The organism is Parahoeflea olei (assembly GCF_001703635.1).
In the GTDB taxonomy this organism is placed as follows: Bacteria; Pseudomonadota; Alphaproteobacteria; order Rhizobiales; family Rhizobiaceae; genus Hoeflea; species Hoeflea olei.
In genome coordinates this window covers 102,315-128,801 of record NZ_LQZT01000042.1, presented here as the reverse complement: position 1 = coordinate 128,801, position 26,487 = coordinate 102,315, and the positions used below count along the sequence as shown (strand labels likewise).

Annotated in this window: 31 protein-coding genes; 20 read left to right on the top strand and 11 right to left on the bottom strand. The window is 62.7% G+C overall.

All coding sequences use genetic code 11. From position 1 onward, the window contains the following. The 9 genes from AWJ14_RS17360 to AWJ14_RS22285 all read right to left on the bottom strand — a co-directional run bounded on the left by AWJ14_RS17360 (position 1) and on the right by AWJ14_RS22285 (position 5,467). Complete coding sequence (locus AWJ14_RS17360; protein ID WP_066182128.1) at positions 1 to 333, bottom strand: hypothetical protein; 333 nt, start codon at positions 331 to 333, stop codon at positions 1 to 3. Further along, a complete protein-coding gene (locus tag AWJ14_RS17355) occupies positions 305 to 595 on the bottom strand; it encodes a hypothetical protein (protein WP_066182125.1) in 291 nt (96 codons plus the stop codon). Before AWJ14_RS17355 ends, AWJ14_RS17360 begins: the two co-directional genes overlap by 29 nt. Continuing rightward, the gene (locus tag AWJ14_RS17350) at positions 595 to 1,089 is read right to left on the bottom strand and encodes a ferritin family protein (protein ID WP_066182122.1); all 495 of its coding nucleotides are present in this window, start codon (positions 1,087 to 1,089) and stop codon (positions 595 to 597) included. The genes AWJ14_RS17355 and AWJ14_RS17350 overlap by 1 nt, the downstream gene beginning before the upstream one ends. A 55-nt stretch (positions 1,090 to 1,144) precedes the next feature. Further along, a complete protein-coding gene (locus tag AWJ14_RS17345; RefSeq protein ID WP_066182119.1) occupies positions 1,145 to 2,779 on the bottom strand; it encodes a DNA cytosine methyltransferase in 1,635 nt (544 codons plus the stop codon). A gap of 72 nt (positions 2,780 to 2,851) precedes the next feature. Beyond that, positions 2,852 to 3,601, bottom strand: coding sequence for a hypothetical protein (locus AWJ14_RS17340; RefSeq protein ID WP_066182116.1), 750 nt, complete (start codon positions 3,599 to 3,601; stop codon positions 2,852 to 2,854). A gap of 132 nt (positions 3,602 to 3,733) precedes the next feature. Continuing rightward, the gene (locus AWJ14_RS17335; RefSeq protein ID WP_066182113.1) at positions 3,734 to 4,027 is read right to left on the bottom strand and encodes a hypothetical protein; all 294 of its coding nucleotides are present in this window, start codon (positions 4,025 to 4,027) and stop codon (positions 3,734 to 3,736) included. Between the two features lie 2 nt (positions 4,028 to 4,029). Continuing rightward, positions 4,030 to 4,683 carry a hypothetical protein gene (locus AWJ14_RS17330; protein ID WP_066182111.1) on the bottom strand — a complete coding sequence of 218 codons (654 nt, stop codon included), beginning with the start codon at positions 4,681 to 4,683 and terminating at the stop codon, positions 4,030 to 4,032. A gap of 102 nt (positions 4,684 to 4,785) precedes the next feature. Continuing rightward, the gene (locus AWJ14_RS17325; RefSeq protein ID WP_066182106.1) at positions 4,786 to 5,040 is read right to left on the bottom strand and encodes a hypothetical protein; all 255 of its coding nucleotides are present in this window, start codon (positions 5,038 to 5,040) and stop codon (positions 4,786 to 4,788) included. Positions 5,041 to 5,128: 88 nt separating this feature from the next. Then, positions 5,129 to 5,467: a hypothetical protein gene (locus tag AWJ14_RS22285; RefSeq protein WP_139112686.1), complete on the bottom strand. Its 339-nt coding sequence runs from the start codon at positions 5,465 to 5,467 to the stop codon at positions 5,129 to 5,131. Positions 5,468 to 5,945: 478 nt separating this feature from the next. On the opposite strand from AWJ14_RS22285, the gene AWJ14_RS17320 reads away from it, so the two are divergent. From AWJ14_RS17320 to AWJ14_RS17280, 9 genes are all read left to right on the top strand, one after another. Then, positions 5,946 to 7,343 carry a replication initiation protein gene (locus tag AWJ14_RS17320; RefSeq protein ID WP_066182102.1) on the top strand — a complete coding sequence of 466 codons (1,398 nt, stop codon included), beginning with the start codon at positions 5,946 to 5,948 and terminating at the stop codon, positions 7,341 to 7,343. Beyond that, positions 7,340 to 8,047 (top strand): hypothetical protein, encoded by a 708-nt coding sequence (locus AWJ14_RS17315; protein WP_066182099.1) that lies wholly within the window; start codon positions 7,340 to 7,342, stop codon positions 8,045 to 8,047. The genes AWJ14_RS17320 and AWJ14_RS17315 overlap by 4 nt, the downstream gene beginning before the upstream one ends. A gap of 270 nt (positions 8,048 to 8,317) precedes the next feature. Beyond that, positions 8,318 to 8,860 (top strand): hypothetical protein, encoded by a 543-nt coding sequence (locus AWJ14_RS17310; RefSeq protein WP_066182096.1) that lies wholly within the window; start codon positions 8,318 to 8,320, stop codon positions 8,858 to 8,860. After that, positions 8,853 to 9,548 (top strand): hypothetical protein, encoded by a 696-nt coding sequence (locus AWJ14_RS17305; RefSeq protein WP_066182093.1) that lies wholly within the window; start codon positions 8,853 to 8,855, stop codon positions 9,546 to 9,548. Before AWJ14_RS17310 ends, AWJ14_RS17305 begins: the two co-directional genes overlap by 8 nt. Further along, positions 9,541 to 9,849 carry a hypothetical protein gene (locus tag AWJ14_RS17300; RefSeq protein ID WP_066182089.1) on the top strand — a complete coding sequence of 103 codons (309 nt, stop codon included), beginning with the start codon at positions 9,541 to 9,543 and terminating at the stop codon, positions 9,847 to 9,849. The genes AWJ14_RS17305 and AWJ14_RS17300 overlap by 8 nt, the downstream gene beginning before the upstream one ends. Continuing rightward, positions 9,839 to 10,330, top strand: coding sequence for a hypothetical protein (locus AWJ14_RS17295; RefSeq protein ID WP_066182086.1), 492 nt, complete (start codon positions 9,839 to 9,841; stop codon positions 10,328 to 10,330). The genes AWJ14_RS17300 and AWJ14_RS17295 overlap by 11 nt, the downstream gene beginning before the upstream one ends. Further along, entirely contained in the window at positions 10,327 to 10,836 is a 510-nt protein-coding gene (locus AWJ14_RS17290; RefSeq protein WP_066182083.1) for a hypothetical protein, read from the top strand. Before AWJ14_RS17295 ends, AWJ14_RS17290 begins: the two co-directional genes overlap by 4 nt. After that, on the top strand, positions 10,836 to 11,093 hold the full coding sequence (locus AWJ14_RS17285) for a hypothetical protein (RefSeq protein WP_066182080.1): 258 nt from the start codon (positions 10,836 to 10,838) through the stop codon (positions 11,091 to 11,093). The genes AWJ14_RS17290 and AWJ14_RS17285 overlap by 1 nt, the downstream gene beginning before the upstream one ends. Continuing rightward, on the top strand, positions 11,093 to 11,578 hold the full coding sequence (locus AWJ14_RS17280; RefSeq protein WP_066182078.1) for a hypothetical protein: 486 nt from the start codon (positions 11,093 to 11,095) through the stop codon (positions 11,576 to 11,578). The genes AWJ14_RS17285 and AWJ14_RS17280 overlap by 1 nt, the downstream gene beginning before the upstream one ends. A 56-nt stretch (positions 11,579 to 11,634) precedes the next feature. Here AWJ14_RS17280 and AWJ14_RS17275 read toward each other — a convergent pair whose 3' ends face one another. Next, on the bottom strand, positions 11,635 to 13,182 hold the full coding sequence (locus AWJ14_RS17275; RefSeq protein ID WP_066182075.1) for a site-specific integrase: 1,548 nt from the start codon (positions 13,180 to 13,182) through the stop codon (positions 11,635 to 11,637). Positions 13,183 to 13,619: 437 nt separating this feature from the next. Continuing rightward, the gene (locus tag AWJ14_RS17270) at positions 13,620 to 14,582 is read right to left on the bottom strand and encodes a LysR family transcriptional regulator (protein WP_066182072.1); all 963 of its coding nucleotides are present in this window, start codon (positions 14,580 to 14,582) and stop codon (positions 13,620 to 13,622) included. A 94-nt stretch (positions 14,583 to 14,676) separates the two neighbouring features. Between AWJ14_RS17270 and AWJ14_RS17265 the strand changes: the two genes are divergently transcribed. The 11 genes from AWJ14_RS17265 to AWJ14_RS17215 all read left to right on the top strand — a co-directional run bounded on the left by AWJ14_RS17265 (position 14,677) and on the right by AWJ14_RS17215 (position 26,416). Continuing rightward, positions 14,677 to 15,543: an ABC transporter permease gene (locus AWJ14_RS17265; protein WP_066182068.1), complete on the top strand. Its 867-nt coding sequence runs from the start codon at positions 14,677 to 14,679 to the stop codon at positions 15,541 to 15,543. Continuing rightward, complete coding sequence (locus AWJ14_RS17260; protein WP_210183559.1) at positions 15,543 to 16,340, top strand: ABC transporter permease; 798 nt, start codon at positions 15,543 to 15,545, stop codon at positions 16,338 to 16,340. The genes AWJ14_RS17265 and AWJ14_RS17260 overlap by 1 nt, the downstream gene beginning before the upstream one ends. 36 nt (positions 16,341 to 16,376) lie before the next feature. Further along, the gene (locus AWJ14_RS17255) at positions 16,377 to 17,516 is read left to right on the top strand and encodes an ABC transporter substrate-binding protein (protein ID WP_066182065.1); all 1,140 of its coding nucleotides are present in this window, start codon (positions 16,377 to 16,379) and stop codon (positions 17,514 to 17,516) included. Positions 17,517 to 17,587: 71 nt separating this feature from the next. Continuing rightward, positions 17,588 to 18,661, top strand: a complete 1,074-nt coding sequence (locus AWJ14_RS17250; protein WP_066182063.1) for an ABC transporter ATP-binding protein — start codon at positions 17,588 to 17,590, stop codon at positions 18,659 to 18,661. Further along, positions 18,658 to 20,022 carry an aminotransferase family protein gene (locus tag AWJ14_RS17245; RefSeq protein ID WP_066182061.1) on the top strand — a complete coding sequence of 455 codons (1,365 nt, stop codon included), beginning with the start codon at positions 18,658 to 18,660 and terminating at the stop codon, positions 20,020 to 20,022. The genes AWJ14_RS17250 and AWJ14_RS17245 overlap by 4 nt, the downstream gene beginning before the upstream one ends. A 9-nt stretch (positions 20,023 to 20,031) precedes the next feature. Next, a complete protein-coding gene (gene kce, locus AWJ14_RS17240) occupies positions 20,032 to 20,958 on the top strand; it encodes a 3,5-dioxohexanoate:acetyl-CoA acetone transferase (RefSeq protein WP_066182058.1) in 927 nt (308 codons plus the stop codon). Between the two features lie 38 nt (positions 20,959 to 20,996). Beyond that, positions 20,997 to 22,019, top strand: a complete 1,023-nt coding sequence (locus AWJ14_RS17235) for a histone deacetylase family protein (RefSeq protein WP_066182055.1) — start codon at positions 20,997 to 20,999, stop codon at positions 22,017 to 22,019. Continuing rightward, positions 22,016 to 23,122 carry an NAD(P)/FAD-dependent oxidoreductase gene (locus AWJ14_RS17230; protein ID WP_066182053.1) on the top strand — a complete coding sequence of 369 codons (1,107 nt, stop codon included), beginning with the start codon at positions 22,016 to 22,018 and terminating at the stop codon, positions 23,120 to 23,122. The genes AWJ14_RS17235 and AWJ14_RS17230 overlap by 4 nt, the downstream gene beginning before the upstream one ends. A 23-nt stretch (positions 23,123 to 23,145) precedes the next feature. After that, a complete protein-coding gene (locus AWJ14_RS17225; RefSeq protein ID WP_066182050.1) occupies positions 23,146 to 23,493 on the top strand; it encodes a RidA family protein in 348 nt (115 codons plus the stop codon). Between the two features lie 714 nt (positions 23,494 to 24,207). Continuing rightward, entirely contained in the window at positions 24,208 to 24,909 is a 702-nt protein-coding gene (gene rquA, locus AWJ14_RS17220) for a rhodoquinone biosynthesis methyltransferase RquA (RefSeq protein WP_066182047.1), read from the top strand. Positions 24,910 to 25,213: 304 nt separating this feature from the next. Then, complete coding sequence (locus AWJ14_RS17215; protein WP_245304346.1) at positions 25,214 to 26,416, top strand: cytochrome c3 family protein; 1,203 nt, start codon at positions 25,214 to 25,216, stop codon at positions 26,414 to 26,416. Positions 26,417 to 26,487 lie beyond the last annotated feature (71 nt).

Genomic DNA, 26,487 nt, shown 5'->3' with positions numbered 1-26,487 from the left:
CTACCGCTCCACGATCTGCCCGTCGTACTGCGCCCGGATCCGCCCTCCATCGATGCGATATCCGAAAAGGATAGGCAACTCGACGGCGTACAGACTGTTGATGTCGTCGAGGCTGAATCCTTCCGCCGTCTTCTCCGACACGAAATCCACGATAGCTGTCTCGACCGCGGACAGCCGTGCGCGGACGGCATCCCGGATCGCGATCTCGTCGCGAGTGCGCGGTGTCGTGTGGGCGACGGTTACAGGATTCGGCAGATAGTGGATGACCGGCTGCTCGATGATCGGCTCGGCGACGGCTGCGGGGTCAGCAGGTTTCGGCTTGCGGGGTGCCATCAGAGTTCTCTCTTGTTTTCAGTGATTCCGCGATGATCGCCAGCTCGTCGATGGCGTACTGCATATGCATAGCAGCCGAGCCGACATAGCCGCTCGCTTCCAGCAGTCCGTCTTCGTGCTCGAATCCAATATTGTTCCGGATACGGAGCTCGTGAATATCCTGGCCCGCGTCTGCAATGCGGGAGCGCAGACGTTCTATATCCGACAGCGTGCCGTTGATGCGGGCGGAAAACTCGTTCAAATCGGTGGAGATCGACACCATCACGCGTCCTCCCATAGCTTCGTGACATTGTCGGCCAGCAGGTCATCGAGCGCCTTGATGATGTCGATGGCGCGCCTGGCATCCTCGAGATCGGTGATCGGCGGTTGCTCGCTCTCGATGCGCACGAAATCCCCTACGTCGCGGGAGAATTGATAGCGCTGCTCACCGTGCTCGTCCGCGAGGTGATCCCACAGCCAATCGATCTGATCTCGGAAGTCCTTGAGATGTCGACGATCGATGCTGACGATTCCTTCCCGGATCCGCACAGCGTCACCGCGACGTCCGCGCAGAGCATCTGCGATCTGCCACATCACGTGCCCGTCGTCCGGCAAAGACTCGAGCCGGAATCGCATGATGAGCTGCCATAGCCGCGTCAGATGTGCGATGTCGTATTCCGCCCCGAGCGAAACCCAGTGGACACGTGGCGCGGCAAGACGTCGGGCGCGGGTCGACCAGGTCGGAAATCGTTCAACTGTCAGTTCGGCTGCGGGCATGCGGACACTCCTCGATTACGGGAATAGTGTCTGTGCCGGCGGCGCGTGAGGCAAGTCAGTCGCGCTTCTTCCTAGTCTTCTTTGCCATCCTGGCTTTCGCGAATGCGCGGTAATCGGAATCGTGTCTCGGGTCGTTCCAGTTGTCTGGACGTTCGTCCCCGGCAGGATCACCTGCAGGCGGCGACAGACGGTAGTCATCAGGCGGATCCGGGTCGAAATTCTGTGCGGCAAGGTCTGCCTGGTAGGCTTCTTCGACGGTCTTCTGCCGGATCCGTGACGACAGGAGACGCTTGCCAGATCCGTAGGTCGGCACCGGGCTGTGCAAGAGGTCGCCAATGGTCCACTTCGGCTTCCACTGCGCTCTCGCACGCGGAAACAACGGTGGTGGCCGCTTCTTCTCCTTTTTCCGCTTGGCTTCGCCCTTGGCTATGGCTTTCTCGACGTCGGATTTCGGCCTGGGCATGGCCGCATATAGACGGAGCGCGGCACGCATGTCGGACTTCTGATGGACTCCTAGCGGTTTGGGAACATTCGGTTTCCGCTGATCCACCGGCAGCTTCTCATTCTCGTCCCACGCTCGCTGCATGGCATAGAATACTCTATCGAGCATCGCCACTTCGATATCGACATCGGGATATGTCCTGCCTTCCAGCAGCTTTCGCGCACGGTTGACGCGACTGCAGATGTTGTCGACGGAGCGTATGTCGAGATCGGTTGTTTCCAGAAGATACGGACGGAAGACCTTGTTGATCTTCGGGAAGCACTTGTCCTCATGCCGCTCCCTGATAGCTTTCGCGAAGTGATAGGCGAATGCGGGCGGCACCGCATTGGCGATCATCTGGTCGATATCCGCGATAGCTATCCGGCCATCTTTCGGTTGCCACCGGAAATTCCGCGGGAAACCTTGGAGCCGAGCCATTTGTTGCTGCGTCAGGACGTGCGCCGCCGTCGCGTGGATCTTATCCTTCGGATTCACAATGGTCTTGTGCTTGCCATAGGGCGGCTCGCGGAACGTATGATTGATACCAGGTGCTGGTTCGTCGATGCTTCGCACCCCAGCGCCATCCTTGTAGCCGCGGGTGTAGTAGTAGCCCACCTCGAGCAGGTGAGCGTCGTCGGGATCGAGAGGATCCAGGATGCTCCTTACAGACCGGGGTTCTTTCGAAGCTGCCCGTCGAATCGGCGTCTCAAGGAACTGAGGCCCTTCTCCGATGCGTCCTATGACGATGAGCCTATGCCTAGCTTGAGGCACTCCGTACAGCGATGCGTCGAGGAAGAGCTCGGTGAGTCCGTACCCGGATTTCATCCAGATCCTTCGGGCATCAAAATATTCGTCGCTTTCCGCTGCCTCCGTCACATTCTCGAAGACAAACCATTCGGGACGAGCGGTCGCTATGAGCAACGCAAATGAGCGCGTGTAAGCGGCATTCTGACCAGACTGACGCTTGCCACCTTTCGCGAAATCCTGGCAGGGAGGCCCGCCGATCACGATGTCCATGTTGTACCGAGCAAGGTCGCTACCAAATCTCGTCAGATCGGAGGCATCAGCCCATTGATAGAACATGTCGTTTGCGGAACGTACGTAGCCGACGCGATCCCAGGCATCGACACCGCCGCTGACTTGGATACCTGCGGCCTCGAATCCGATGCCCATGCCGCCGACACCGGAGTAAATCTCGAACGCTTTCATGCCCCACCTCGATCACGGATCTGTCCGTTCATAGTGTGGGACCGTTGAGCCCAGGTAAACGCCGCCGGCAGCTTACCCGCCGTTGAGCTTTCGGAGTGCGCGCGTGATCTCGGCCTGGTAGATCTTCCCCGGATCCGAATCCCTGACCGATGCAGAGATCGTGTCATCCCACTTGAACGTCGGCTTGTAGACGGCCTCGTCCGACATCCGTGCGAGTAGCTTGAGCCTGTAGTCACCGTCGCGCATCGCCGCGCGCTGCCAATATCCCTTTTGATTGCCCACGCGGCCGAAGAAGATGCCGGGCTTGTTCGGGTTGTTCGCGGCCCAGCTCGCAGGAGCCGTGGGCTGGCCCGCCTTGCGGAGCTTGTCGCGTTTGGCGGCAAGACGAGCACGCTTCGTCTTCTCGAGCCGCGCCTGCCTTGAAAGCTTCTTCAGGTAGCCGCGCTTAAGGTTGCCGAACGCATTCTTCTCGCTGTCCGGGGCATCGGTCAGGACATCGTATGGGGTGGCCCCGACGTCGCCCTTGCGACGTATGCCACCATTGATCAGGTACGTCATGTAGCCCGCTTGCTGCGGCTGGAGCCTGACTGTGGCTTCCACGGAATCGGGGGTGGCTTTGTCGACGACGAAACCTTTCTTCGTCCAGGTAGTTGGCTTGCCCTCGATCACGGCGTCAGCGTGCTTGAGCAGCGCCTTCCTGGCACTGAACGCGATCCCATTGAGAAAGCCTGCCTGGGCCGTCGGCAAAATCGTCTTCTCGACCCTGCTCATCGTCTTCTCGAATCCGCGAAGGTCGAATGTGAAGAGATCATCTTTCGCCATGCGTCACCTCAAAAAAGAAACCCCGGGCGCGCGGTTGTTCGCGCGGCAGCCGGGGTGAGTCAGAAGGAACCGACAGAAAGAATCCAGCGGTAGATGAATGGTGTGTGTCGGCGGCATCGAGCGCAAGTGGATTCATGCTCGAGTCCTTCTCGGCTGCCGGCTACGGACGAGGTCAGGCAGCGCCGTCGCGGCGGACGTCAGCGTGTAGAATTCCTCGAGCATCGTCTGCTGCATCAAAAGTTCTGCGGCCAGGTCGTTCCCTGCCGAGATGTCGCAGGGGTCGCCCGTGACGTCCATGGCGAGATCGACGAGGGTTTCGTACCCGGTGACGTATTGAGCCACGGCCGCGCGCAGGACGTGAGGCGGGACCGGCTCGCCGCCGAGGTAGGCGTGGACTGCCTGTCGAGGTGTGAGGTCGGTGTCCATCGTCAGAGACCTCCTGCGTTGATGCGCGCTCGCAGGTTGTCGATCTGGCTCTGGAGATTGGCATGCGCGGCGTCGTTTAGATCGGCTTGATGAGCGACCTCGGTCTGAACGTCCCCGATGGCTTGCTCTGCGCCCGTCGCAAGGGTTTCGAGTTCGGTCGCAAGGTCGTTGATACGATCGATGATGGTATAGTTCCCGACGTAAGAGACGTCTTTGAATATCGCGGACATGAGGTTGAGGTTGGCGGCGCGCAGGGCGTGAACCCAGCCGCTGTCGGGGGCGCCGAAGATCTCGGTGGCGAGGTTGCGGCTACCGTTCTCGGGTCCGTACTGCCAGCGCGTCTCGGTCGTCGGAAAGAGCCAGCCGTAGAGGCCCTTGCCGTCCTGCGTCTTCAGAGCGTTGGCAGCGTTGTTGCCGTAGAGGGTCTGGTGGAGCGACATGCCATTGACGGAATCGGGGCCGTAGATAAGATCAGTCTGCGTCCACGGATCTGGAGACCAGGAGCCGCTGGTTTCGGCTCCTGTGAGCGTTGCGCGCCAGAGCCGTTCGTCGAGCGTCCCGCCGCTGCCAGTTTTGGTATAGAGATCCGCGGCGGCTTGCTCGAGCCAGTCGATCCGAGGCGCGAATGTCTGAATCTTGGCGTCCTTCTCGGCCATGTCTTGATCTCCTGTGTTGGATCATGATCGGGCCAGTGCGGTGAAAGATTCAAGCGCCGGCAGCCGACGGGGCTGAATCGGGAATCCGCAATTTGTCTCGCGTTAAAGCAACGTGCCCTGCGATAGGGTCGACGCTTGGCGGCGGTAACGAGCCGCCATCCGGAGTATCTCGCCGAGCAGTGACTGGTCACCAAGCGCAGCGGCGAGGCTGACCTTGCTCAGTGCGTGGCCCTTGCTCGAGTCCGATTTAGAAAATCCACGACCGTTGCGAGTTTTGGCATAGTCGGCGTCTTCAGCGGCAACCGCGCCAAGAACCAGGAGCGCCTGACGAACTTCACCAATCCTTGCGTCGCTCACCCCGCCGAGTTTCCATCTCGCTCTCGGTGTCAGATTTAGATGCGTCACTACGAGACTCCCGCAAAATCATCGGAAAACCGATTCTGGGTTAAGAAGTAATGGGGGGAGAACGACGCTTGCGCGCACTTCGGAATCGTGACGCGATCTTCTTCTGCGCCTCCACTCGGTCGCACCCGGAAGACACAAGCTCCTGTGTCGCCGTTACGACGATCTTCTTGAGAAGATGACGTCGAGGATCGTTCTCGCCGATAGTCCTGGATTCGGTACGAGAAGCCAGCCACATTGCAGCCTTCGCGACGGCTGATGCGACCGCGACGTCAACCTGGCTCGCCTCTGGCTTGCCGATCAACTTCAGCTTCTCGCGGTGCTTCGCCTGTCGAGCCTGCTGCGCGACCAGTCTCGGCGTTGTTCCCTTCGGTCTCGGCATATCCAACCCTCCGTCACTACGAGACGGCTCGATCAGTTCGGCCGTCACTACGAGACAAGGATGTTGATCGGCGTTGCAAGTGACAAAGCACAGGATCGCAACGTCTATGTCGGAACTTGTCACTCGGGGCTAGTTGTTGGACACGCGGTAGCTGGTCGAGCGGAGCAGCGCGTAGCGTCCTACGAGAGACGTAAGTCTCCCCCCTCCCGGATGAGCAGATTCACTTCCATACCGACCCGCTCGGTATATTCTTTTCGAATTCCCGGCAAATCGCGTTGACGGGCTTAGAAGCCGCGCCGCGTATCGGAATCGTCTCAGCTACATTTTGTCCGAAAACACCCCCGTCTCAGCTACATTTTGTCCGCGCACTGTCATCACTACGGGACACATTCTTTCTGCTCGACAACGAGAGAATCGAGCCGAGACCCTTGCGTCATTCTCCGCCGGCGATGACCATTGTTGTACGAGGAGAGCAGACATGACGAAGAATTTCAGCCGACAGAAAACAACGGGAGCCGACCGCAGGGGCGTTCGAGGTGACATCCGCCTGGTTCATGCGAAAGAGCGTCCTGGCATCGAGAAAGAGCCGACCGTCGAGAGGTCCGCTGCTCTCATTCATTCCGTCAGGTACTTCGGCGCGCGCGAAGGAAACACGCCAGAAGAAGCGATGACGGCAACATCCGCCGCTCTCTATACTTATCTTTTGGCTCGTTGGCGCCCGACGCTCGCTGAGACCGAGACGTTCATGGTGCCCTTCGAGGACGCGAAGGCATACCTCCAGATCGAGAAGACATCTCGTCTCCGGAGCCAAATGAAGGCACTGTCGTCGACGTGGGTGTCGTATGACTTTCTTGATACCGACGGCGATTTCGAAATGACGGCGGAGCGTGTGCAGCTTCTGAACGTCTATGAAGCCAGGTCGAAGACGACGAAAAAGAGCCATATCGCTGTCGAGATGTTTCCTGCGGTCAGAAAGGCAATCCTCGCCAGCGAGATCTACGCGCACCTGGAACTCGGTGCATTTCCGCGGTTCACTTCGAAATACACATCTCGTCTCTATCCGACGCTCGCTCTGATGTCGGGCCGCGACCAGCGCCCCCCAATCCGTTGGACACCTGAAGAACTCGCGGATCTCCTCGGATGGCAGCCCGACATCTTCAAGTTCAGCAACTTTGAGAGCCGAGTCCTGCAACCCGTCCTCGACGACATCCGGAACCACGTCCGCCGCTTCCAGATCGATTGCGAATACGTCCGCGCTGCTACACGAGGCCGCCCGGTTGTCGGGATCGTCATCACCGTGGGCAAGGCCCTGAAGATGCCAGCCGAATTCCAGAAAGCGGAAATGGATCGCTCAGATCGTACGGTCGTTCGAAGGATCGCAACGTCCTCCGCGGTCGACATGGCCACTCAGATGCCCGGCGAGGACGTCCTCCGTCGTGCGGCCACACGCCTCGACGTCTCGGTGAGAGAGATCGCGACAATGTGGACCGAGGCCTTCGCCGATGAGCGGATTACGGGGCTGCTCGAGCGTGCTGGGATATCCGCCGCATTCGAAGCCTGGGTTCGAATGCAAGAGGGAGGCGAGGCTCAGATTATCGAGTCCGACGAAGATGCCGCCGACGAAGCGATCACCGACATCGCGCTCGCGAACAAGGTCATCCTTTATGTTGCCGAAGGATTCGATCCGGCAGAGGCCGTGTCCATCGTCGCAGGCCACCTCTGGACGGGCGCCTCCGAGAAGACGCTCCGATTGGTCTGGTCGGCCGACGGAGAGCAACAATACCGGGATATCGAGGCCCGGCCTACAGAGAGCGATCTCGGCCACCTTTTCCGGAACAACGCAGACGTCATCGAAGACATGGAGTACGCAGCATGAGCACGAGAAAACTGCCGAAGAAAGTCCTGATAGCAAACCTGGTAGCCATCGCCGAGGCCGAGGCCGCGCAGGAACACGAACACCGCGCCAGGTTCGACAAGCTGATTGCGGCGATCAAAACGGAACTGGATGCCTCCGCGGATCCCGCCGTCATCCGCACAAATGGACTCGACACCGTCTTCGGTGACGTCGTGAGAATCGCCAAGGAACACCTGCGCATGCGGACTGAAGAGTTCGAGGCGGCGGTGGCTAGCCTCAATACGCCGATCAGCCGTGTCGTTGACAACTGTCCAGCAGGTAAGGACATGCGGGTACTTCCCGAGGGATATCCCCGCGAGATGCTCATGAAGCCTGAGGAGCTTCGACTGTCTTACAGCCTGATGACACCCGCCGAAGAAGCCCGGTTTATCTCGGAAGCTGGATCGCTCGTCGGATATGACGCAGCCCAGATCGCCCGGGCTGGGAAGTCGCTCAGAGCGTTTGAGCAGGCTCGTCGCGCAAGATTGTCAGCGGAAGCCGACGAGGCGGCCGCCGAGAGCCGTGCCAAGTTCGACGCCTTCCTTACCGAAAACCACCGCCGTCGGCGCGAGTACGAGGCCACGAACCCACCAGTGCCCGACTACGTCATCCAGGAGCGCGAATGGCTCCGCCGGCAGCGCAGGCCGATGGATTTCGTCGGTGTCGAGGTTGTATTCGAGCATTAAGCCCCAGCTTGGTATCACAGGCAGTATATCGGCCCACAATTATACCGCCTGTGAGATATCTCATGCATAAGTCCGTGCACCCGATCGCAACCCGTTAACCTCGCCGGCGCCTTTCTGCATCGGCGGGGCTCACAACCACTCCGGGTCCTGCTATACGGATTCCCGGAACAAGGACGCCGCCGATGACTGGACTGAAGATAGCCCGAATAGCCGCCTGACACCGCCCTCCGCGGTCGCCGCTTTCGTATGTCTATCTTTCAGGAGTCCATCATGTCCTTCACCCGCAAGTGGTACACAGCCGACCTCCATCTCGGCCACCACGGCATCCTGAGGCACTGCGCCGCCACGCGCCCCTTTGACGCCGTCGAGGATATGGATGCCGCCATCGTTCGCCGCATCAACGACCGCGTCGAGCGCGACGACATCCTGTATGTGATCGGCGATTTCGCCCTCAGCGGCGATGTAGAGTACATTCGCCATCTCTTCCATGAAATGCACGGCCGCAAGATCCTCGTTCTGGGCAATCACGATCTCGATAACAAAGGCCGCGTCAGCAAGACCGTCCGCGGCCTTCCGTGGGATCAGCCGCCGGTCCACGCGCTCGAGACGACTGATGAGGGCTGCCGCATCTATCTGCATCACTACGCTTGCCGGACTTGGCCCGCCGCTCATCACGGTGGCTACCACCTTTTCGGACACAGCCACGGCGATCTGGCACCTCTCGGGCGCAGCCGTGACGTCGGAATCGACTGTGCCGACACTCATTTCGCACCGCTGACGTTTTCTGAAATCAAGGAGTCGCTCGATGTCTAATCCCTTCCACACTAGCCTCCGCCAGCGTTTCGGCGCCCGAGTTCCTTTCCCCCCGGAGTACATCGACATCCCCACCGAGATCGAGCCGGTCATCATCGAGTTCTTCGAGCGACTTGCCGCATTCGATTCCGATCTGCGCGTCCAGCGCATCTGGCTTGATGACAGCAAGCTGCGCATCGTAGTCGCCGGCAGCAGCCAGGGCCTCGACGACATCATCGCTGATGCTGAGGAGGCTGCCGCAGATCTCCTCCGAGACCGCTTCCCCCTCCGCCCCGACGACATCTGGTACGCTGCCATGCGCGGCCGCTACGGCGATGCCGTCCCCGATGTCGAGCACCTGCAGTTCCGCCGCGGCCTACAGACTGCCGTCGGCGACATGTACGCGCAGCTACACGACCTCGGTCTCATCGACAAAGTTGACATCCGCAGCGTGGTCACGCGGAACGCGGGCTTCGTCGTCGTTGATGCTCGGATCGCGGATTGCCTGCCCGATATCGACCGTGCCGCGATTGAGTTCGTACTGGAAGGCGCGCGCGGTGACCTGGTGGAATCCTGCGAGCACTGCGGTCGCCCCGGTGAAATCGTCTCGAAGGTCGGGCTGGAGGCGCTGCTCGATGATCCCGACGCCGCTCTCGGCGACCGCCTGCTGTGTTCTGGATGCTACGAAAAGTGGAGCCGTCATGAGTGACGACCGTCTCCCGATCGGCTGGATCGGCCTCGTCCACGACCTCCGCCTCGCTCTCCACAGCGCCCACCCGACGGCAGCCATTACCGAGATGACCGCGGACCGCGGCTGGCTCCACGTCGACGTCGATGACAGCCAGCTCGGCCCCGCTCAGCGCTATCAGCTCGGACGCCTCGTGCAGGGTTTTGTCACCCAGTCGCTCCACACGTGCGGCTGCTGCGGATCTGGACATGGGCGAGATCGTGGAACCAGCCGCGTGGTGACGTGTGACGGCTGTGAAAAGGAGGCCATCTGTGACGCATGATCCCGACTTCCCGCGCATCAAGCTCGACGACCTGCAGAGTGACTACCCTGGCGTCTTCGACAGCGCCCTCTACGTCGACGTCGGTATTGGCTGGCTGCCGCTCGTACGCGCGTTCGTAGTCGAGGCGCTGCCGCACGATCCGAGCCTCGAAGTGCACGAGATGAAGGAGAAATGGGGAACGTTGCGAATTTGGTGCGACACCCCCGTCCTCGCGGCGCGGCTCGCGAAGGGCAAGGCCGAGATCAAGTCGGGCCAGACGTGCGAAGTCTGCGGCGAACCCGGCTATGTCCGCCGCCCTCCGCCTGGGCGCTATGCCTGGTGGCGCTGCCGGTGTGATGAGCATGCGTCTCCTGATCAGCGGTCGTGGCCGCGCCGGGAACATGGAGCGATGTCCGGTATGATGCAGGTCCGTGGCAATTGGTACCGTTACGACGAGGCCGCTGACGCGATGATCAAGACCGATCCCCCGGAGTTCCGATGACCGCGCCCCGCCGCCGTTTCGGATTGCCGCCGGTCCGGATCGATGTCGAATCCATGGATCTCGAAGAGCTGCTTGCGGCTGCTCTCGAAAGGTGCCCGGACATCGAGAATGCCGTTGACTTCTATGGCCTCGATCCCTTCGACATCGATCCGACGCTGATTCAGGTCGGCTGGCACATGGCGGCGAAGACTGGCACCGATTTCAGGATCGGGCGACGTCTGCTCCAGCTCTTGTCGCCGGACGGCTATCTCATGCCACCGCCGGAATTCCGTCTGAGCCGTGTGACGGAGCCGACGGAAGATGAGATGTTCAAGGCTCCTATCGTCACGCCGTGGCGCGTCGAACTCTGGCAGAGCGGGTCGTCGCCGGCCGAGTGGCGTGTCAATGGATCCGTCTACCATAAAAACTGGGGGCCGCGGATCTGGTCGAGGGTGCTGTATCTCAACCGCGCATGGGGAATGGCACTAACGGATGATGGATGGATCCGACTAGGGAGACGTATCTGATGACGGACAGGAAGAGTGAGCTGGCGACGATGTGTCGGCTCGAGATCCGGCGAACGGCGACTTTGATCAGGATGGGGATCAACGACGCCGACAAAGAGGCCGCTGACGTGATCGATGCCGAGTTCTGGAGCATGCTTGCGCGGATTCGTGAGAAGCAGGTGACTGAAGCCGATCTGCCGATGCTCCGGGAACTGGTACTGGCGGAGCTGTGGCCCCTAACGAGCGATGTCGGTTATTCTCGACAGAGGAGCCTGTAATGTCAGAAATTTCCGTCGCCCACGGTTGGCAGCACATCCTCGACGAAGCTGTTGCCGAAGCGGCCGCGCTGCCTGAGGAATGGTGCTTTGAGATCGTGAAGGCCGAGACCGTCGACGGCGCGCTGAAGATCTCGACGACGTATGTGTCGGGTGATGTCCCGTTAGATGACCACCTGCCGTCCGACAGTAAGCTTCCGCATCCGTTCCGCGCGATGATGCGTATCCGGGAGGCGGCACGGCAGAAGTCTCTGGTGACGTGCGAGTGTTGCGGACGGATCGGCAGGCTCGTCGGCTCCGGTGACGATGCGCGGGTTCGGTGCGCGGCGCATGTCGATGTCGTCGATGCGATGGGGTGGGTGCCGCCGGCGGATGTGATGTTCGAGACCGACGAGGAGGCGTTGGCGCACTTTCTCGACGACTACGGCGGCGGTCTGGATGCAATGCAGGAACTGTCGCAGGACGGTGACGATGACACGAGGCACTGAAACTGGCACCCAGTGCCTGCGGAACGGAATCCGGCGGGCACTGGGATAGGGCGGAATCACTCGGCGGCTTCGAGAGTGGCCGCTTTCTCGGATTTCTGGCGGTCGTATTCATCGAGGACGGCATCCGTCCAGATCCGCATCGCCTCCTTCTTGAGCGCGATGTACTGGGCGCCGCCGTAGGCCATCTTCGTGATCCGGGCGGTGCGGAGCTTCTGGAAATCCTCACGCTCTCGCTCCGATGCCGTGACGGCAAGCTCTGACTTCTCATGGATGTCGTGCGCGAGGATGACGGTCGCGCCGCCCGGAATTCCGTTGTCGTCGAGAACCTTCGTCAGGCTGCGGCGGAGGTCGTGCAGGGACCACCAGTCGATTCCTGCTTCCTTCAGCAGATCACGGCGTTCCGTGCGCTCCGGAACTTTCTTGCCCTTCCGCTCGACCTTGGCTTCCTGGATCAATGCGTCGCGACCTGCAAGGCGATATAGGATCCGGTAGACACCGGATGCGGTCGCGTGGGCGTCCTTCTTTCGCTCAGATGGGAAAGCCCACTCTTGCGATCCGGCATGACGACCTTTCTCACGGAACGAGTTGATCATCGCCCAAGCGCGGTCAGGGATCGGGAGCACGTGAGCCTGTCCAGCTTTCATAACGTCCTCTGCCCATGCAGCCAGAAGAAACTCGTTGCTGTCCGGATCGGTGACGACATCATGTGCGAGAAGAGACATCCCCGCCGCCGCACGCTGACAGGTGAGGACGAGCCACCACAGTCCCGCAAGCGTTCCCGGATTCGTGCCGTTCACGCCCTGCGCCCGGCCGGGTAATGGTTTCGTGAGATACTCTTCGGCAAGCAACATCGTGGCCACGATGGCCTCGATTTCAGGACGTCGGTTACGAGGCTTGATTTCGAAAGGAGCGTTGAGAAAATGCCACCATGCATCGACCTTGTCGAGGCCGGACTGGCCAGCATGATTCCTTGCGCAGTAGTCGAGGACGGCGCGAGTGTATGTGATAATTTTGATCGCGGGTGACGCGCCGACGTGCTTCTTCACATGATCGCGCACGCTCTCGATGTCGCCCCGCGTAACGAGGACGGCAGGCTTGTCGAGCACCTTCTGGAACACATCGCGGGAGAAGGTGCCGCGATAGTCCTTAACCGTGTTCGCTCCGATCTTGTGCTTGGCATCCGGAGCCGTCTTTCCATCGATCGTCTGCTCGACGCACTCGCGCAGCGTCCAAGTGTCGGCCGTCTTGTGAGCAGCTTTTAGGGCTTCGGATTTTGACTGTCCCGCAAAATGCGCGTCGAGGTAGCTTTTCACCTTATCAGGATCGTCTTTCATGAGATCGAGCACGGTGTCGGCCAACTTGCGCACCGTGCTCGGTGCGGTGATGTGCCGCTTCTTGGCGGGCCATGCGTAACCAATCGTCACCGAAGAGGATTTCCAGCGGACGATCCACGACGCCGTCTTCGCTTGCACCTGGAGCCGCAGGTTCGTGAATTTCTCATCCGTGAAAATGAAGATCTTCCCGTCCGGGGTTTCACCGGATTTCGCCATGGCGATCGCTCTGTTGATTTCCGTATCGCCGATGATGAGCTTCTCAGTCGCCACGATCCTGCACCTCAGTCTATGCCTTCACCTAGAATCTATACCGCTCCTATACCGCTTCCAAATTGGTTGACAAGAGCTGACGACACCTAGCCTGATCCAACCGCCCGAAACATTCAAGAGGGACGCAATTGTTGACAACACGTTGATATAGCAGGATTTAATGAGAGGTAGTCGACGTGATTTCGACGCCTGTCAACAAACTTGAAAATGGGCTATGAGACAGACATTAGGATTGAAAATCCGCGTGTCGGTGGTTCAAATCCGCCTCCGGGCACCACTTTTCTCTCGACAGATAGATCGACGATGAAATCGGTCGGCGGCTTCCGGCCGTTGCGTCACGCTTGCCGAATTCCATGCCGTGCGCGCGATCAGTGGGGCCGCCCGCCGCCCGCCCGTCCCCGGCCGGGCCTTGCGCCACACTGTTTCGGCGCCGGTCTTCAATAGTAGGTGCGCTCGGACATCGGGGTCGCTTCGATGCGGGCGAGCAGTTCTCCCAGCAGCAGTTGCTCGGCGCGGTTGTTGCGTGCGCTCGGGTTCCAGACGACGTGAACGTCGATCTCCGGCACCTCCTCGTAGGGCGGCAGGCGCCACAGCAGTCCGTCCTCGATGTCGCGCTTGACGACATGGATCGGCAAAGGCCCGATGCCGAGGCCGGAGATGATCATCCGTCGGACCTCTTCGAGATTTGCCGAGGTGCCGACGACGCGCTGGTCGAGTGCCGCGCGGGCGCGCAGCAAGGCCACCGGGCGCAAGGCGTCGTCCATCTGGTCGGTGACGAAGCTGACCGAGGAATGGCCGGCGAGATCCCCGATCGAGACGTCCGAGCGGCCGAAAAGCGGGTGGGTCGGCCCGCAGAACAGGCCGAAGAATTCGCGGTAGAGCCTGCGGTATTCGAGCCGCGGACTGAATTCGTGGACCAGGCAGAGGGCGAGCGAGGCGCGCCGCGCGACGACCTCCGCGGCGGCGAACTTGCTGGCCGCGACGTCGATCGAGATGGTGGCGGCGGGATGCGCGGTATGGAAGGCGCTCAGCGCATCGTTGAACACCGGCGATTGCACGTGGCTCGCCACCGCGATCCGGACATGTCCGCGCACCTCCTCGGCGACATCGCGCATCAGCGTCCCGAGCCGGAGAATGGCGCCCTGGATGTCGACCGCCTCGCGATAGAGCAGGGTGCCGGCATCGGTCAGGCGGAAATGGCCCGGCGAGCGGTCGATCAGCTTGCGGCCGAGCCGTGTCTCGAGCCGCTTGAGCGCGCTCGAGACCGTCGGCTGCTTGAGCCGCAACCGGTCGGCAGCCGCCGTGACGCCGCCGGCCTCGGCGAGGGTGACGAAGGTGCGCAGCAGGTTCCAGTCGAGTTCGCGCGCCAGTCGTTCGAGGTCGGAATCGGTTGCTATCATTGATAATCTCTATAGCTAAAATTCTTATTATCTATTTGATCAATGTTGCGCCGCTTGGCAAGCTTTGCCCAACAAACAAAAAAGGGGAATGCGAATGGGTGTCGAGGCGCGGGAAGCCCGCCAACCCTGGATTCTGCTGTCACCGGCGCTGGTTGCGATCACGTTCCTGCTGTTCGTGCCGCTGGCCTTCATCGTCGTCTATTCGTTCTGGTTGCGCACGGCCACGGGAGCGGATGTCGCCGGCTTCCACCTCGACAACTGGACCGAGGCGCTGACCGACCGGTTCTACCGCGACATCCTGCTGTACACGCTGAAGATTGCCGCGATCACCACGGTGGTCTGCGCGGTCGCGGGCTATCCGGCCGCCTATTTCATTGCCCGTTCCAACCGCAACAAGGGCTTCCTGCTGCTGCTGCTGATGCTGCCCTTCTGGGTCAGCTACATCATCCGCACCATGTCATGGATCAACATTCTGGGCGTCTCCGGCGCTGTCAATTCCTTCCTGATCTGGGCCGGCATCATCAACGAGCCGCTGCAGATGCTCTACAACGAGGCCACCGTGATCCTGGGGCTCGTGCATTTCCTGATGCCCTTCATGATCCTCAACGTCTTCGTCTCCGTCGACGGGATCGACCAGAACCTCGAATCGGCTGCCAATTCCCTCGGCGCCACGAAGCTGCAGACCTTCTTCTCGGTCACGCTGCCGCTGTCGCTGCCGGGGCTCGCGGCGGGTGGGCTGCTCTGCTTCGTGCTCGCGGCCGGCACCTACATCACTCCGCTCGTGCTCGGCGGTCCGCGCGATGCGATGTTCGCCAATCTCGTCTTCGAGGCCATCATCACCCAGCTCAACTGGCCGCTCGGCTCGGCGCTGTCGCTGATGCTGCTCGCCGTGCTCGGCGCGCTGGTGCTCGTCTACAACCATTTCCTGGGCATGGCCCAGCTGATGAAGGGGATGGGCTGATGAACCGCGGCATGGGCTGGACCCTCATCCGTCTGTGGACGATGCTCGTCTACATCTTCATGTTCCTGCCGGTCGCCGTCGTGGTGCTGCTGAGCTTCAACGCGAGCGAGTTCGGCGCCTTCCCGATGAGCGGGCTGTCGCTGCGGTGGTTCGTGGAACTCGCCGGCAACGATGCGATCCTGCGCGCCTTCCGCACATCGATCATCCTCGGCGCGCTCACCGCGCTGATCTCCACCACCATCGGCGTTTTGGCGAGCCTGGCGCTGATCCGCTACAAGGTGCCGGGGCAGAACCTGATCTCGACGATCCTCATCGCGCCGATCCTGGTGCCGGAAGTGGTGCTGGCCGTTGCGCTGCTGCTCTTCCTCAACGCGCTGTCGATCAACAAGAGCTTCGCGCTGCTGCTTGCCGGCCACGTCATCTTCACGCTGCCCTTCGTCATTCTCGTCGTGCAGGCGCGTCTCGTCTCGATCCGGCGCGACGTCGAGGAAGCGGCGATGAGCCTCGGCGCCAATCCGGTGCAGACCTTTTTCTCGATCACGCTGCCGCTGCTGTTGCCGGCGGTGCTGGCGGGCGGGCTGTTCGCCTTCACCATTTCCTTCGACGACATCACCGGAACCCTGTTCTGGAAACCGGGCGGCGTGGAAACCGTGCCCACCCAGATTTTTGCGATGCTGCGCAACTCGATCTCGCCGGAGATCAACGCGCTCGGCACCGTGATGATCGCGCTTACCGTCGGGCTCCCGCTTCTGGGGCTGGCCATTGCCCGGCGCATGTCTGCCAATTCAGGCGGATGATCCGCATTTGTCGGCCACAGCACACTGGAGAAACAGATGGACAGTACCAAACGCTATGAACGCCTCCGCGAACGCTATCTCAACGGCGATCTCGACCGCCGCGTCTTCCTCGGCCTGATCGGCGCGGCCGGCCTCGCCTTCGGCGTGCGCACGCCCTTCGTCGGCGAGGCGCGCGCGGCCGCATCCCAGGTCCGCTTCGACGGCTGGGGCGGCGTGGTCTCGGAAGCTTTCCGCAAACTTGCCTTCGATCCCTATACCGAGAAGACCGGCGTCAAGGTGGTCGACGGCACCTTCGGCGGCGGTGACGAATATCTCTCGCGGGTCAAGGCCAGCCAGCCCGGCGAATACAACATCGCCCACCTGTCCGGCGTCTTCGACTATGCCCGCTATGCCGGCCTCGGTCTCGCTTCGGAGCTCAACGAGGACAACATCCCGAACCTCAAATACGTGATCCCGAAGCTGGTCGACGTGTTCCGGCCGATCACCGGCGGCAAGATCTCCTGCGTGCCCTACGACTACGGCACCACCGGTCTCGCCTATAACCGCAAGCACATCTCGGAAGACGAGATCAAGGAGAAGGGCGCCAAGATCCTGCTCGACGAGAAGTACAAGGGCAAGATCGCCGGCTGGGCCGACTGGCGCACCCGCATCTGGTACGCCTCGCTGCAAACCGACCAGGATCCGAACAATGCCACCGATATGGATGCGATCTGGGAAGCGCTGCGCACCCACCGCGACCTCCTGCTCAAATACTGGGGCTCGGGGGCGGAACTGATGAGCCTCCTGGCCGAGGAAGAGATCTATGTGACGGAAGGCTGGTCGGGCCGCATCTACGCGCTGCAGGAGCAGGGCCACGACATCGGCTATTTCGATCCGCCCAACGGCTTCGGCTGGCAGGAATGCCTCTTCGTCATCAAGGGCTCGCCGATGCCCGAATGCGAGGAACTCCTGAACTTCATGCTGGCGCCGGAAACCTCGATCGCGGTTGCCGAAGGACAGAACTATCCGCCGGCGCTCGATCCGCAGAAGGTCGATCTCGGCAAGAAGATCCCGACGCTGCCCGCTTTCGACCCCAGCGGAACGCTTGCCGGGCTGACCTTCGCCAATCCGGACTACTGGAACGGCCACGAGGCCGAATGGTCGAAGGAATTCGGCCGCATCCAGAAGGGCTACTGAGCCAGGTCCTGTTTCATCGGTCCCCGCGCTCGCGCGGGGGCCGACCCTGTCCCCATCGGAAGGCCAGAGTCTTGAGCACCGTCAAACTCACCGATATCGAAAAGCGCTTTGGCGACTATGTCGCCGTCCACCGCATGTCGCTGGAAATGCCCGAAGGCGGCTTCGTCACGCTTCTCGGCCCCTCGGGCTGCGGCAAGACGACGACGCTCAGGATGATCGCCGGACTTCTCGACCCCTCCGCGGGCGAGATCGAGATCGGCGGCAAGCGCGTCAACGACGTGCCGATCCACAAGCGCAATCTCGGCCTCGTGTTCCAGAATTACGCGCTGTTTCCGCACAAGACGGTGGCCGACAACATTGCCTTCGGGCTGAAATATCGCGGCGTCGGCAAGTCCGACATCGACCGCAAGGTGAAGGATGCGCTGGATCTCGTGCAGTTGCCGCATGTGGCCGGGCGCTATCCGCGCGAACTCTCGGGCGGCCAGCAGCAACGCATCGCGCTCGCCCGTGCCATCGTCATCGAGCCGGACGTGCTGCTGCTCGATGAACCCCTGTCCGCGCTCGATGCCAATCTGCGCGAGGACATGCGCGTGGAACTCAAGCGCATCCAGGAGCGCATCGGCGTCACCACCGTCTTCGTTACCCACGACCAGTCCGAGGCGCTCGCCATGTCCGACCAGATTGTGGTGATGTCGGCCGGCAGGGTCGAGCAGATGGGCGCTCCCGAAGAGGTCTACAATACGCCCGCCAGCGAATTCGTCGCCAGGTTTCTCGGCGCCTCCAACATCGTCGACGCCCGGTGCACGCAACGCGACGCGACGTCGATGGTGCTTGAAACGCCCGATCTCGGCCGCATCGTCATCCCCTCGGATCGCGGGCCGAAGGTCAGCGCCACGGGGCCGGTCAAGCTGGTGCTCAGGGCGGAAAAGATCGCGCTGAGCGCGTCCCAGCCCGTCCATGGCGAGGTGGCGCATTCGGCCACCGTCGACACCGTGGACTACCAGGGCCAGGCGGCGCGCTACTTCATCCGGCTCGGCGGCCTGCAGCTGCAGGCCATCAACATGATCGACACGCATCCGCATGCCGCAGGGCGCGAGGTCACCGCCTCCTTCAGGCCTGCGGACTGTACGGTGCTGCCTGCATGACCCCTTCTCCCGAACGACCCAAAAGCCATCTCTTCTACCAGACCCGCCGGCGTCGTCCGGTGCTCGACCAGGCGCGTGGCGTCTATCTCTGGGATGTCGACGGCAAGCGCTATCTCGACGGCTCTTCCGGCGCCATGGTCTGCAATATCGGCCATTCCAACGAGCGGGTGCTCGAGGCGATGCGCCGGCAGATGGAAAAATCCACCTTCGGCTACCGGTTGCATTTCGAGACCGAACCGGCCGAGAAGCTCGCCGCCAAGGCCGCCGAACTGGCGCCGAAGGGCATGGAGCGGGCCTTTTTCGTCTCCGGCGGCTCGGAAGCGGTGGAGAGCGCGATCAAGCTCGCCCGGCAATATGCGGTCACCCAGGGCGAGGGCCTGCGCTGGAAGGTGATTTCCCGGTTCCCGAGCTATCATGGTGCCACGCTCGGTGCGCTGGCGGTCACCGGCTACACGCCGATGACGGCGCCCTTCGAGGCGATGATGCGGCCGATGCCGAAGATCCCGGCGCCGCGGGCCTATCTCGACGGGCTCGATCCGCACGACCCTGCGACCGGCGCCCACTACGCGGCCATGCTCGAACGCAAGATCCTCGAGGAAGGCCCCGAGACGGTGCTCGCCTTCATCGTCGAACCGGTGGGGGGCGCCTCCACCGGCGCGCTGGTGCCGCCGGCGGGCTACATGCAGGCCATCCGCGAGATCTGTTCGAGATACGGCGTGCTTCTGATTCATGACGAGGTGATGTCGGGCGGCGGCCGCACCGGCAAGTTCTTTGCCGGTGAGCACTGGAACGTCGATCCCGACATCCTGGTGGTCTCCAAGGGGTTTGCCGCGGGCTACGCGCCGCTCGGCGCGATGATGGCGCAGGATCGCATCGTCGATGCGGTGCTCGACGACGGCGGCTTCATTCACGGCTACACCTATGCCGGCAATCCGCTCGCCTGTGCGGCGGGGCTTGCCGTGCTCGAGGAGATCGAGAGAAGCGGACTGATGGCGAACGCGACCGCCATCGGCGCGCTGCTCAAGGCGCGGCTGCAAGGGCTGATGCAGCGCTTCCCCTTTGTCGGCGACGTGCGTGGCGAGGGGCTGCTGCTCGCCTTCGAACTGGTCTCCGACCGCGCCACGATGACGCCTTTCCCCGCCTCGCTCGGGCTTTACGACAAGCTGGTCGAGATCGCCTATTCCAAGGGGCTGATCATCTATTCGCGGCGCACGCGCGGCGGCTATGCGGGCGATCATTTCCTCGTCTGTCCGCCGATGATCGCCACGGAGGCCCATGTCGACGAGATCATCGAGATGCTGACGCTTTCGCTGGCCGAACTCGAGGCCGAGATCGGGCCGCTGCTCGACCGGGGCGCGTGAGGCCAGGGTATGGACAAGATCATCATCACCTGCGCGGTGACGGGCTCGATCCATACCCCGTCGATGTCGCCGCATCTGCCGGTCACCGCCGCGGAGATCGCCGGGCAGTCGGTGGCTGCGGCGCAAGCCGGCGCGTCGATCCTGCATCTGCATGCGCGCGATCCGCAGGACGGCCGCCCCTCGGCCCTGCCCGAGCATTTCATGGCTTTCCTGCCACGCATCAGGCAGCAGAGCGATGCGGTGATCAACCTGACCACGGGCGGCAGCGCGCGGATGAGCCTTGAAGAGCGGCTGGCGGCGCCGATGCTCGCCGAGCCGGAAATGTGCTCGCTCAACATGGGCACGATGAATTTCGCGCTCTATCCGGCGGCCGAGAGGATCACCGACTGGAAACATGACTGGGAAAAGCCCTTCCTGGAACAGTCCGACGACCTGATCTTCCGCAACACGCCCCGCGACATTGCCCATGTGCTCACCGAAATGGGGGAACGGTGCGGCGCCCGCTTCGAGTTCGAATGCTACGATATCGGCCATCTCTACATGCTCAGGCACTTCGCCGACCGGCAGATGGTCAAGCCGCCGTTCTTCATCCAGTTCGTTTTCGGCGTGCTTGGCGGCATCGGCGCGGATCCCGACAACCTCGTCCACATGAAGCGCATGGCCGACAAGCTGTTCGCCGACGATTACCGCTTCTCGGTGCTCGCGGCGGGACGGCAGCAGATGCCGATGGCGACGATCGCGGCGGCGATGGGCGGGCATGTGCGCGTGGGGCTGGAAGACAGCCTGATGATCGGGCGCGGGCAGCTCGCCCGGTCCAATGCCGAACAGGTCGCCAGGATCCGCGACATCGTCGAAGGGCTCGGCCGCACCGTCGCGAGCCCTGCGGAGGCGCGCGAAATGCTCGGCCTCAAGGGCGCGGACAGAACGGCGTTCTGACCGCGACACGAAGACACCAGGAACCCGGGAAAGAACCGATGAAAGCCATCCTCGACACGCGCCAGGCGGCGCACGATCCGAAACACTTCATGGCCCATGGCAGCCGGCTCGCCAATCCGGAGCAGCCGCGCCGGATCGAGGTGCTGAAGGGCGGGGCGGAAGCCGCCGGCTGCCGGTTCGAGGCGCCGGAGGATCATGGCCTCGGTCCGATCGCCGCGATTCATTCGGCCGAATACCTGACCTTCCTGCGCACCATCCACCAGCGCTGGACCCAGATGGGCGGCGCCGCCGACGAGGTCATCCCCAATGTCCATCCGGCCAACCGGACCGACAGCTATCCGCGTTCGGCGGTGGGCCAGGCCGGCTACCACCAGACCGACACCTCGTGCCCGATCTCGGCGGGCACCTGGGAATCGGCCTACTGGTCGGCGCAGACGGCCCTTTCGGGCGTTGCCGCGGTGGCGGGGGGCGAGAGGGCCGTCTATGCGCTCAGCCGTCCGCCCGGCCACCATGCCTTCGCCGACCTCGCCGGCGGGTTCTGCTTCCTCAACAATTCGGGCATCGCGGCGGATGCGTTGACGCGGCGCGGATTGCGCGCGGCGATCCTCGACGTCGACGTCCATCACGGCAACGGCACGCAAGGAATCTTCTACCGCCGCAAGGACGTGCTCACGGTGTCGATCCATGCCGATCCGCTCCGCTTCTATCCGTTCTACTGGGGTCATGCCCATGAGCGCGGCGAAGGCGAAGGGCTCGGCTACAATCTCAACCTGCCGCTCGAACGCGGAACCGGCGACGACGCCTATCTCGAAACGCTCGACACGGCGCTCGCGCGGATTGCCGATTTCAGCGCCGATGTCCTCGTCGTCGCGCTGGGTCTCGATGCCTACGAGAACGACCCGCTGAAAGGGCTGGCCGTGACCACGCCGGGCTTCGCGCGTATCGGGGCTGCGATCGCCAAGATGGGGCTGCCCACATTGCTGGTGCAGGAAGGCGGCTATCTCAGCGATGAGCTCGGCCACAATCTGCGCAGCTTTCTGGAAGGGTTCAAGGGCGCATGACCGAGACCTGCGATTTCCTCGTGATCGGCGGCGGCATCGCCGGCATTTCCGCGGCCGCCTTCCTGTCGGAGACGGCGCGGGTGATCGTTCTGGAAGCCGAAAGCACGACCGGCTTTCACGCCACCGGCCGGACAGCGGCGATCTATATCCGCAACTACGGCAATGCGACGCTGAGGGCGCTGAACGCCGCCGCCCACGGCTTCCTCGAACAGCCGGAGGGCGTGAGCGAGACGAGCCTTCTGAGCCCGCGCGGCGAGTTGATGATCGCGGCGGAGGATGAACTGGCCATGCTCGAGGCCTATGTCGCCGGGGCCAGCGGCATGGAGCGGCTGACCGCGCGGGAAGCCGTCGAGCTCTTCCCGATCCTGCGTCCGGAGCTGATCGCGGCCGCCGCGTTCGAGCGCGACGCGATGGATATCGATGTCGACCGCTTCCTGCAGGGGTTGATCCGGCTGATGCGCCAGCGCGGCGGGCGCATCGTCACGGAGGCGCGCGTGGAGACGCTGGCGCGCACCGACGGGGTCTGGACCGCGACAACGCCGGCAGGGCGCTTCGCCGCGCCGGTCGTCATCAATGCCGCCGGTGCCTGGGCCGATCCGGTGGCGTTGCTCGCCGGCGCCAGGCCGCGCTCCATCACCCCGATGCGGCGGTCCGCCGCCATCCTGCCGGGACCCGAGGGCCATGCGTTCGACAGCTGGCCGCTGGTCGCCTCGGCCAGCGAGCGCTGGTACGCCAAGCCCGAGGCCGGCAAGATGATGGTCTCGCCGGCCGACGAGACGCCGGTGGAGCCGCATGACGCCTGGGCGGACGAGATGGATCTGGCCGAAGGGCTCTACCGGTTCGAGCAGGCCGTCACCATGCCGGTCACGCGGGTCGAGACCAGTTGGGCGGGCCTGCGCAGCTTTTCGCCCGACCGCACCCCGGTCTGCGGGTTCGACGGCGAGCGCGAAGGGTTCTTCTGGCTGGCGGGGCAGGGCGGCTACGGCATCCAGACCGCGCCGGCGATGGCGCGCCTGACGACACAGTTGTGCCTGGGCGGCACCCCCGACTTGAGCCCGGCGACGATCGCCGCACTCGACCCGCGCCGATTCGACGGCGCTTGAGACACACCAGCAAGGAGCACAGGATGAGCGACATCACCAGACACGACACCGGACCGCGCATGAGCCAGGCCGTCGTCCACAACGGCACGATCTATCTGGCCGGCCAGGTGGGCAAGCCGGGCGAAAGCGTGACCGCACAGACGCAGGCGATTCTTGCCGGCATCGACGATCAGCTGGCGCGCTGCGGTTCGGACAAGACCAGGATCCTCCAGGCCACCATCTGGCTCGCCTCCATGGAGGATTTTGCCGAGATGAACGCGGTCTGGGATTCCTGGGTGCCTGCCGGCCACACGCCGGCGCGAGCCGCCGGCGAAAGCAAGCTGGCCACTCCCGACTACAAGGTCGAAATCATCATCGTCGCGGCCGCCTGATCCCGCGTCTTGCCAGGTCCGGGGGCCCCGTCCTGCGCGATGGCCCCCGGCGTTTCCGGCCCTGGGCGGGCGGGCGCCAGGGCCGCTGTCACCGCGGGCGAATCGGTGCGGCTCCTCTGCCTCGCAGCGTTCCGCGTCCGCCTCTGTTTGACGGAAGAAAGCCCTGTCGTGGGCTCGTCGGGGCTGCGAAACTGTCGCTCTGCGGCATGTCAGGCGGACGCGGCATGTGGTCGCGAATGTGTTAAGCGAGATTGACACTCTGAGTGTGCTGCCATAGGGGAATAGGACTGTAATCTCGTTGAAAATCTGCGGCCATTTTTGCTCTTGCTTATCCGGTCGCCGGTATTACACGAAGAGATGAGTTCGCAGCATGGTAAGATGTTGGATTTGTGGCCTGACGAGATGCTAGTTTCGCGATTCGATAAGAGGGATGAAAAGTCTCGCCACTGGCACGGTATCCATCTATCGTTTATGGCGGGTGTTGGCCTTGCGTCCGCACCCCGTCCCCGCCTTGCCGGTCTTTCAAGGCCGGTTCTTCACCGCCGCAAGAGGTCAATTAGCCCCCTTTGTGTTCCAAATGCCCCGGTGCCTGTGTCTCGGACCATCGGACCTGCGCCCCGCCATTGCAAATGGCGCCAAGCTTTCAAACCGCGAGCAGCCTGACATGATCAGAAAGACCAGCCAGGGCAGCCGATAATCCGAAAAAGTTGTGCGATGCTACAGATCCCCGACGACCTCCGCTCCATTCCGGCAGACCATGAAGTCCCCGGGTATCTCAGGAATACCTACAACTGGGCCTACCTGGATCCGCGCAACTGCCGCATCCTCGACAATGAGCTGATTGTCGGCGTCATCCTGTTCGGCAATCATGTGCGGCTGCGCAATGCCGCGCTCGCCGAGATCAAGACCGGCCAGAGCGTGCTGCAGGCTGCACATGTCTATGGCACCTATATTCCCGAGGTGGCAAAGCGCGTCGGCCCCACCGGAAGCCTCGACTGCATGGATATCGCGCCGATCCAGGCCGCCTTGTGCCGCCGCAAGCTCCGCGGCATGCCCCATGCCCGCGTGCGTCTGGCCGATGCCTCCAAGCCCGGCAACGGCATCTATGACGTCGTCAGCTGCTATTTCCTGTTGCACGAAGTGCCCGACGATCTGAAACAGGCGATCGTCACGGCGCTGCTGCAGCGCGTGGCGCCGGGCGGGCGCGCGGTGTTCGTCGATTATCACCGTCCTGCCAGGCTGCACCCGCTGCGCGGCTTCTATCGCAAGCTGTTCGAACGGCTCGAGCCCTTCGCGCTGAGCATGTGGGACACCGAGATCCGCGACATGGGCGCCGATTCGGCTTCCTTCGAGTGGAGCAAGCAGACCTTCTTCGGTGGCGTCTACCAGAAGGTCGTGGCCCGCCGCATCGCCTGATCGGCTTCTGCCGCATTCCCATCTCTGACATGGTCCGCCCGCCGGCAGTGGCAGCTGCCGGAGGGCGTATTTTTGCGTGTCGCGACCAGTTGCCGCAACGCGTGGCGCCGTCTGCGGCTTGATCAACGAGCCGTGGCCTGCTTGATAGACACGATCAGGTGTGTTTGGTTGACATGTCAGGTTCGTGTGACAGACTCGCGCCCATGCTCGGGTGCGACGCAGGCCGCGGCGCGGCGGAATCCGTCCCGCGTTTTGCAATGCGTCTGCGTGCCCGACGGGACAGGTGGAAAGGGGAGACTAGGCGATGCATTTTCCAGCCCGGATTCTGGTGACCTTTGCTGCCGTGGCGGGAATTGCTGCCTGGTCCGGCATGGTCCGGCTGCCGTTCACCCAGGCCCTGGCGCAGGACCAGGCACCGGTCGCGCCGGTGTTCGAGGTGCCGACCCCATCCACGCTCGTGCCGGCCGTTCCCAATCTCGATGCCTGGCGATCCTCGGCCCATGCCGATATCACCCGTGAGGCGTTCCGCCACTGGGACCATGAAGACGACAAGATGATCCCGGAAATGTGCTCCAAATGTCACTCGACGGCGGGGTTCATGGATTATCTCGGCGCCGACGGCAGTGCGGCGGGCACCGTCGATACCAAGCATTCGCCCGATCCCGCCACCGCGATGGGGATCTCCTGCATGGCCTGCCACAATGACGTGGCGCGCAGCATGACCTCGGTCACCTTCCCCTCCGGCGTCCAGCAGGAAGTGCTGACGGCGGATGCGCGCTGCATGACCTGCCATGGCGGCCGCGCCTCGACCGTCCAGGTCAAGCAGGCGATCACCGAGGCTGGGACGCCCGCGGAGGATACGCCGTCGCCCGATCTTGCCTTCGTCAACATCCATTATCGCCCCTCCGCGGCCGGCCGCTTCGGCGGCGAGGTCCATGGCGGCTTCGAATATGACGGCAAGGACTATGCGGGCTATTATTTCCACGACCAGGCTTCGCGGCTCTGCACCGATTGCCACAGCCCGCACAAGCTGGTGGTGAAGGTTTCCACCTGCAGCGAATGCCACAGGGAAGTGGTGGCCGGCGACAAGGCGTCGCTGCGGATGATCCGCACCTCGAAGATCGATTTCGACGGCAACGGCAATGTGCAGGAAGGCATCCACTTCGAGGTCGAAGCCCTGCGCACCCGCCTGCTCGACGCCATCAAGGGCTATGGCAAGGCCGTGACCGGCACCGAGATTGCGTATCACCCGAATGCCTATCCCTATTTCTTCCAGGACACCGACGGCAACGGCACCATTGACGAGGCCGAGGCCAAGTACCCCAACCGGTATCAGTCCTGGACGCCGCGGCATTTGAAGGCGGCCTACAACTATCAGTTCGTGACCGTTCAGGTGGGCGCTTACACCCACAATCCCCGTTACGCGCTGCAACTGCTCTACGACAGCATCGCGGATCTGGCGGAGGGTGGCAGCGGCGTCGAGGTGATCGGGACGCGGCCGGATTGAGTTTGAGTGCGTCCCCGGGGGCCGGACGGGCAAGGCCGGCCGCGGGGACCCAGCCTGGAAAGGGGGCATCA

Bases quoted from the DNA above. Each gene is read 5' to 3' on its own strand.
- AWJ14_RS17360 (WP_066182128.1), bottom strand. From the start codon at position 333: ATGGCACCCCGCAAGCCGAAACCTGCTGACCCCGCAGCCGTCGCCGAG.
- AWJ14_RS17355 (WP_066182125.1), bottom strand. From the start codon at position 595: ATGGTGTCGATCTCCACCGATTTGAACGAGTTTTCCGCCCGCATCAAC.
- AWJ14_RS17350 (WP_066182122.1), bottom strand. From the start codon at position 1,089: ATGCCCGCAGCCGAACTGACAGTTGAACGATTTCCGACCTGGTCGACC.
- AWJ14_RS17345 (WP_066182119.1), bottom strand. From the start codon at position 2,779: ATGAAAGCGTTCGAGATTTACTCCGGTGTCGGCGGCATGGGCATCGGA.
- AWJ14_RS17340 (WP_066182116.1), bottom strand. From the start codon at position 3,601: ATGGCGAAAGATGATCTCTTCACATTCGACCTTCGCGGATTCGAGAAG.
- AWJ14_RS17335 (WP_066182113.1), bottom strand. From the start codon at position 4,027: ATGGACACCGACCTCACACCTCGACAGGCAGTCCACGCCTACCTCGGC.
- AWJ14_RS17330 (WP_066182111.1), bottom strand. From the start codon at position 4,683: ATGGCCGAGAAGGACGCCAAGATTCAGACATTCGCGCCTCGGATCGAC.
- AWJ14_RS22285 (WP_139112686.1), bottom strand. From the start codon at position 5,467: ATGCCGAGACCGAAGGGAACAACGCCGAGACTGGTCGCGCAGCAGGCT.
- AWJ14_RS17320 (WP_066182102.1), top strand. From the start codon at position 5,946: ATGACGAAGAATTTCAGCCGACAGAAAACAACGGGAGCCGACCGCAGG.
- AWJ14_RS17315 (WP_066182099.1), top strand. From the start codon at position 7,340: ATGAGCACGAGAAAACTGCCGAAGAAAGTCCTGATAGCAAACCTGGTA.
- AWJ14_RS17310 (WP_066182096.1), top strand. From the start codon at position 8,318: ATGTCCTTCACCCGCAAGTGGTACACAGCCGACCTCCATCTCGGCCAC.
- AWJ14_RS17305 (WP_066182093.1), top strand. From the start codon at position 8,853: ATGTCTAATCCCTTCCACACTAGCCTCCGCCAGCGTTTCGGCGCCCGA.
- AWJ14_RS17300 (WP_066182089.1), top strand. From the start codon at position 9,541: ATGAGTGACGACCGTCTCCCGATCGGCTGGATCGGCCTCGTCCACGAC.
- AWJ14_RS17290 (WP_066182083.1), top strand. From the start codon at position 10,327: ATGACCGCGCCCCGCCGCCGTTTCGGATTGCCGCCGGTCCGGATCGAT.
- AWJ14_RS17285 (WP_066182080.1), top strand. From the start codon at position 10,836: ATGACGGACAGGAAGAGTGAGCTGGCGACGATGTGTCGGCTCGAGATC.
- AWJ14_RS17280 (WP_066182078.1), top strand. From the start codon at position 11,093: ATGTCAGAAATTTCCGTCGCCCACGGTTGGCAGCACATCCTCGACGAA.
- AWJ14_RS17270 (WP_066182072.1), bottom strand. From the start codon at position 14,582: ATGATAGCAACCGATTCCGACCTCGAACGACTGGCGCGCGAACTCGAC.
- AWJ14_RS17265 (WP_066182068.1), top strand. From the start codon at position 14,677: ATGGGTGTCGAGGCGCGGGAAGCCCGCCAACCCTGGATTCTGCTGTCA.
- AWJ14_RS17260 (WP_210183559.1), top strand. From the start codon at position 15,543: ATGAACCGCGGCATGGGCTGGACCCTCATCCGTCTGTGGACGATGCTC.
- AWJ14_RS17255 (WP_066182065.1), top strand. From the start codon at position 16,377: ATGGACAGTACCAAACGCTATGAACGCCTCCGCGAACGCTATCTCAAC.
- AWJ14_RS17245 (WP_066182061.1), top strand. From the start codon at position 18,658: ATGACCCCTTCTCCCGAACGACCCAAAAGCCATCTCTTCTACCAGACC.
- kce (WP_066182058.1), top strand. From the start codon at position 20,032: ATGGACAAGATCATCATCACCTGCGCGGTGACGGGCTCGATCCATACC.
- AWJ14_RS17235 (WP_066182055.1), top strand. From the start codon at position 20,997: ATGAAAGCCATCCTCGACACGCGCCAGGCGGCGCACGATCCGAAACAC.
- AWJ14_RS17230 (WP_066182053.1), top strand. From the start codon at position 22,016: ATGACCGAGACCTGCGATTTCCTCGTGATCGGCGGCGGCATCGCCGGC.
- AWJ14_RS17225 (WP_066182050.1), top strand. From the start codon at position 23,146: ATGAGCGACATCACCAGACACGACACCGGACCGCGCATGAGCCAGGCC.
- rquA (WP_066182047.1), top strand. From the start codon at position 24,208: ATGCTACAGATCCCCGACGACCTCCGCTCCATTCCGGCAGACCATGAA.
- AWJ14_RS17215 (WP_245304346.1), top strand. From the start codon at position 25,214: ATGCATTTTCCAGCCCGGATTCTGGTGACCTTTGCTGCCGTGGCGGGA.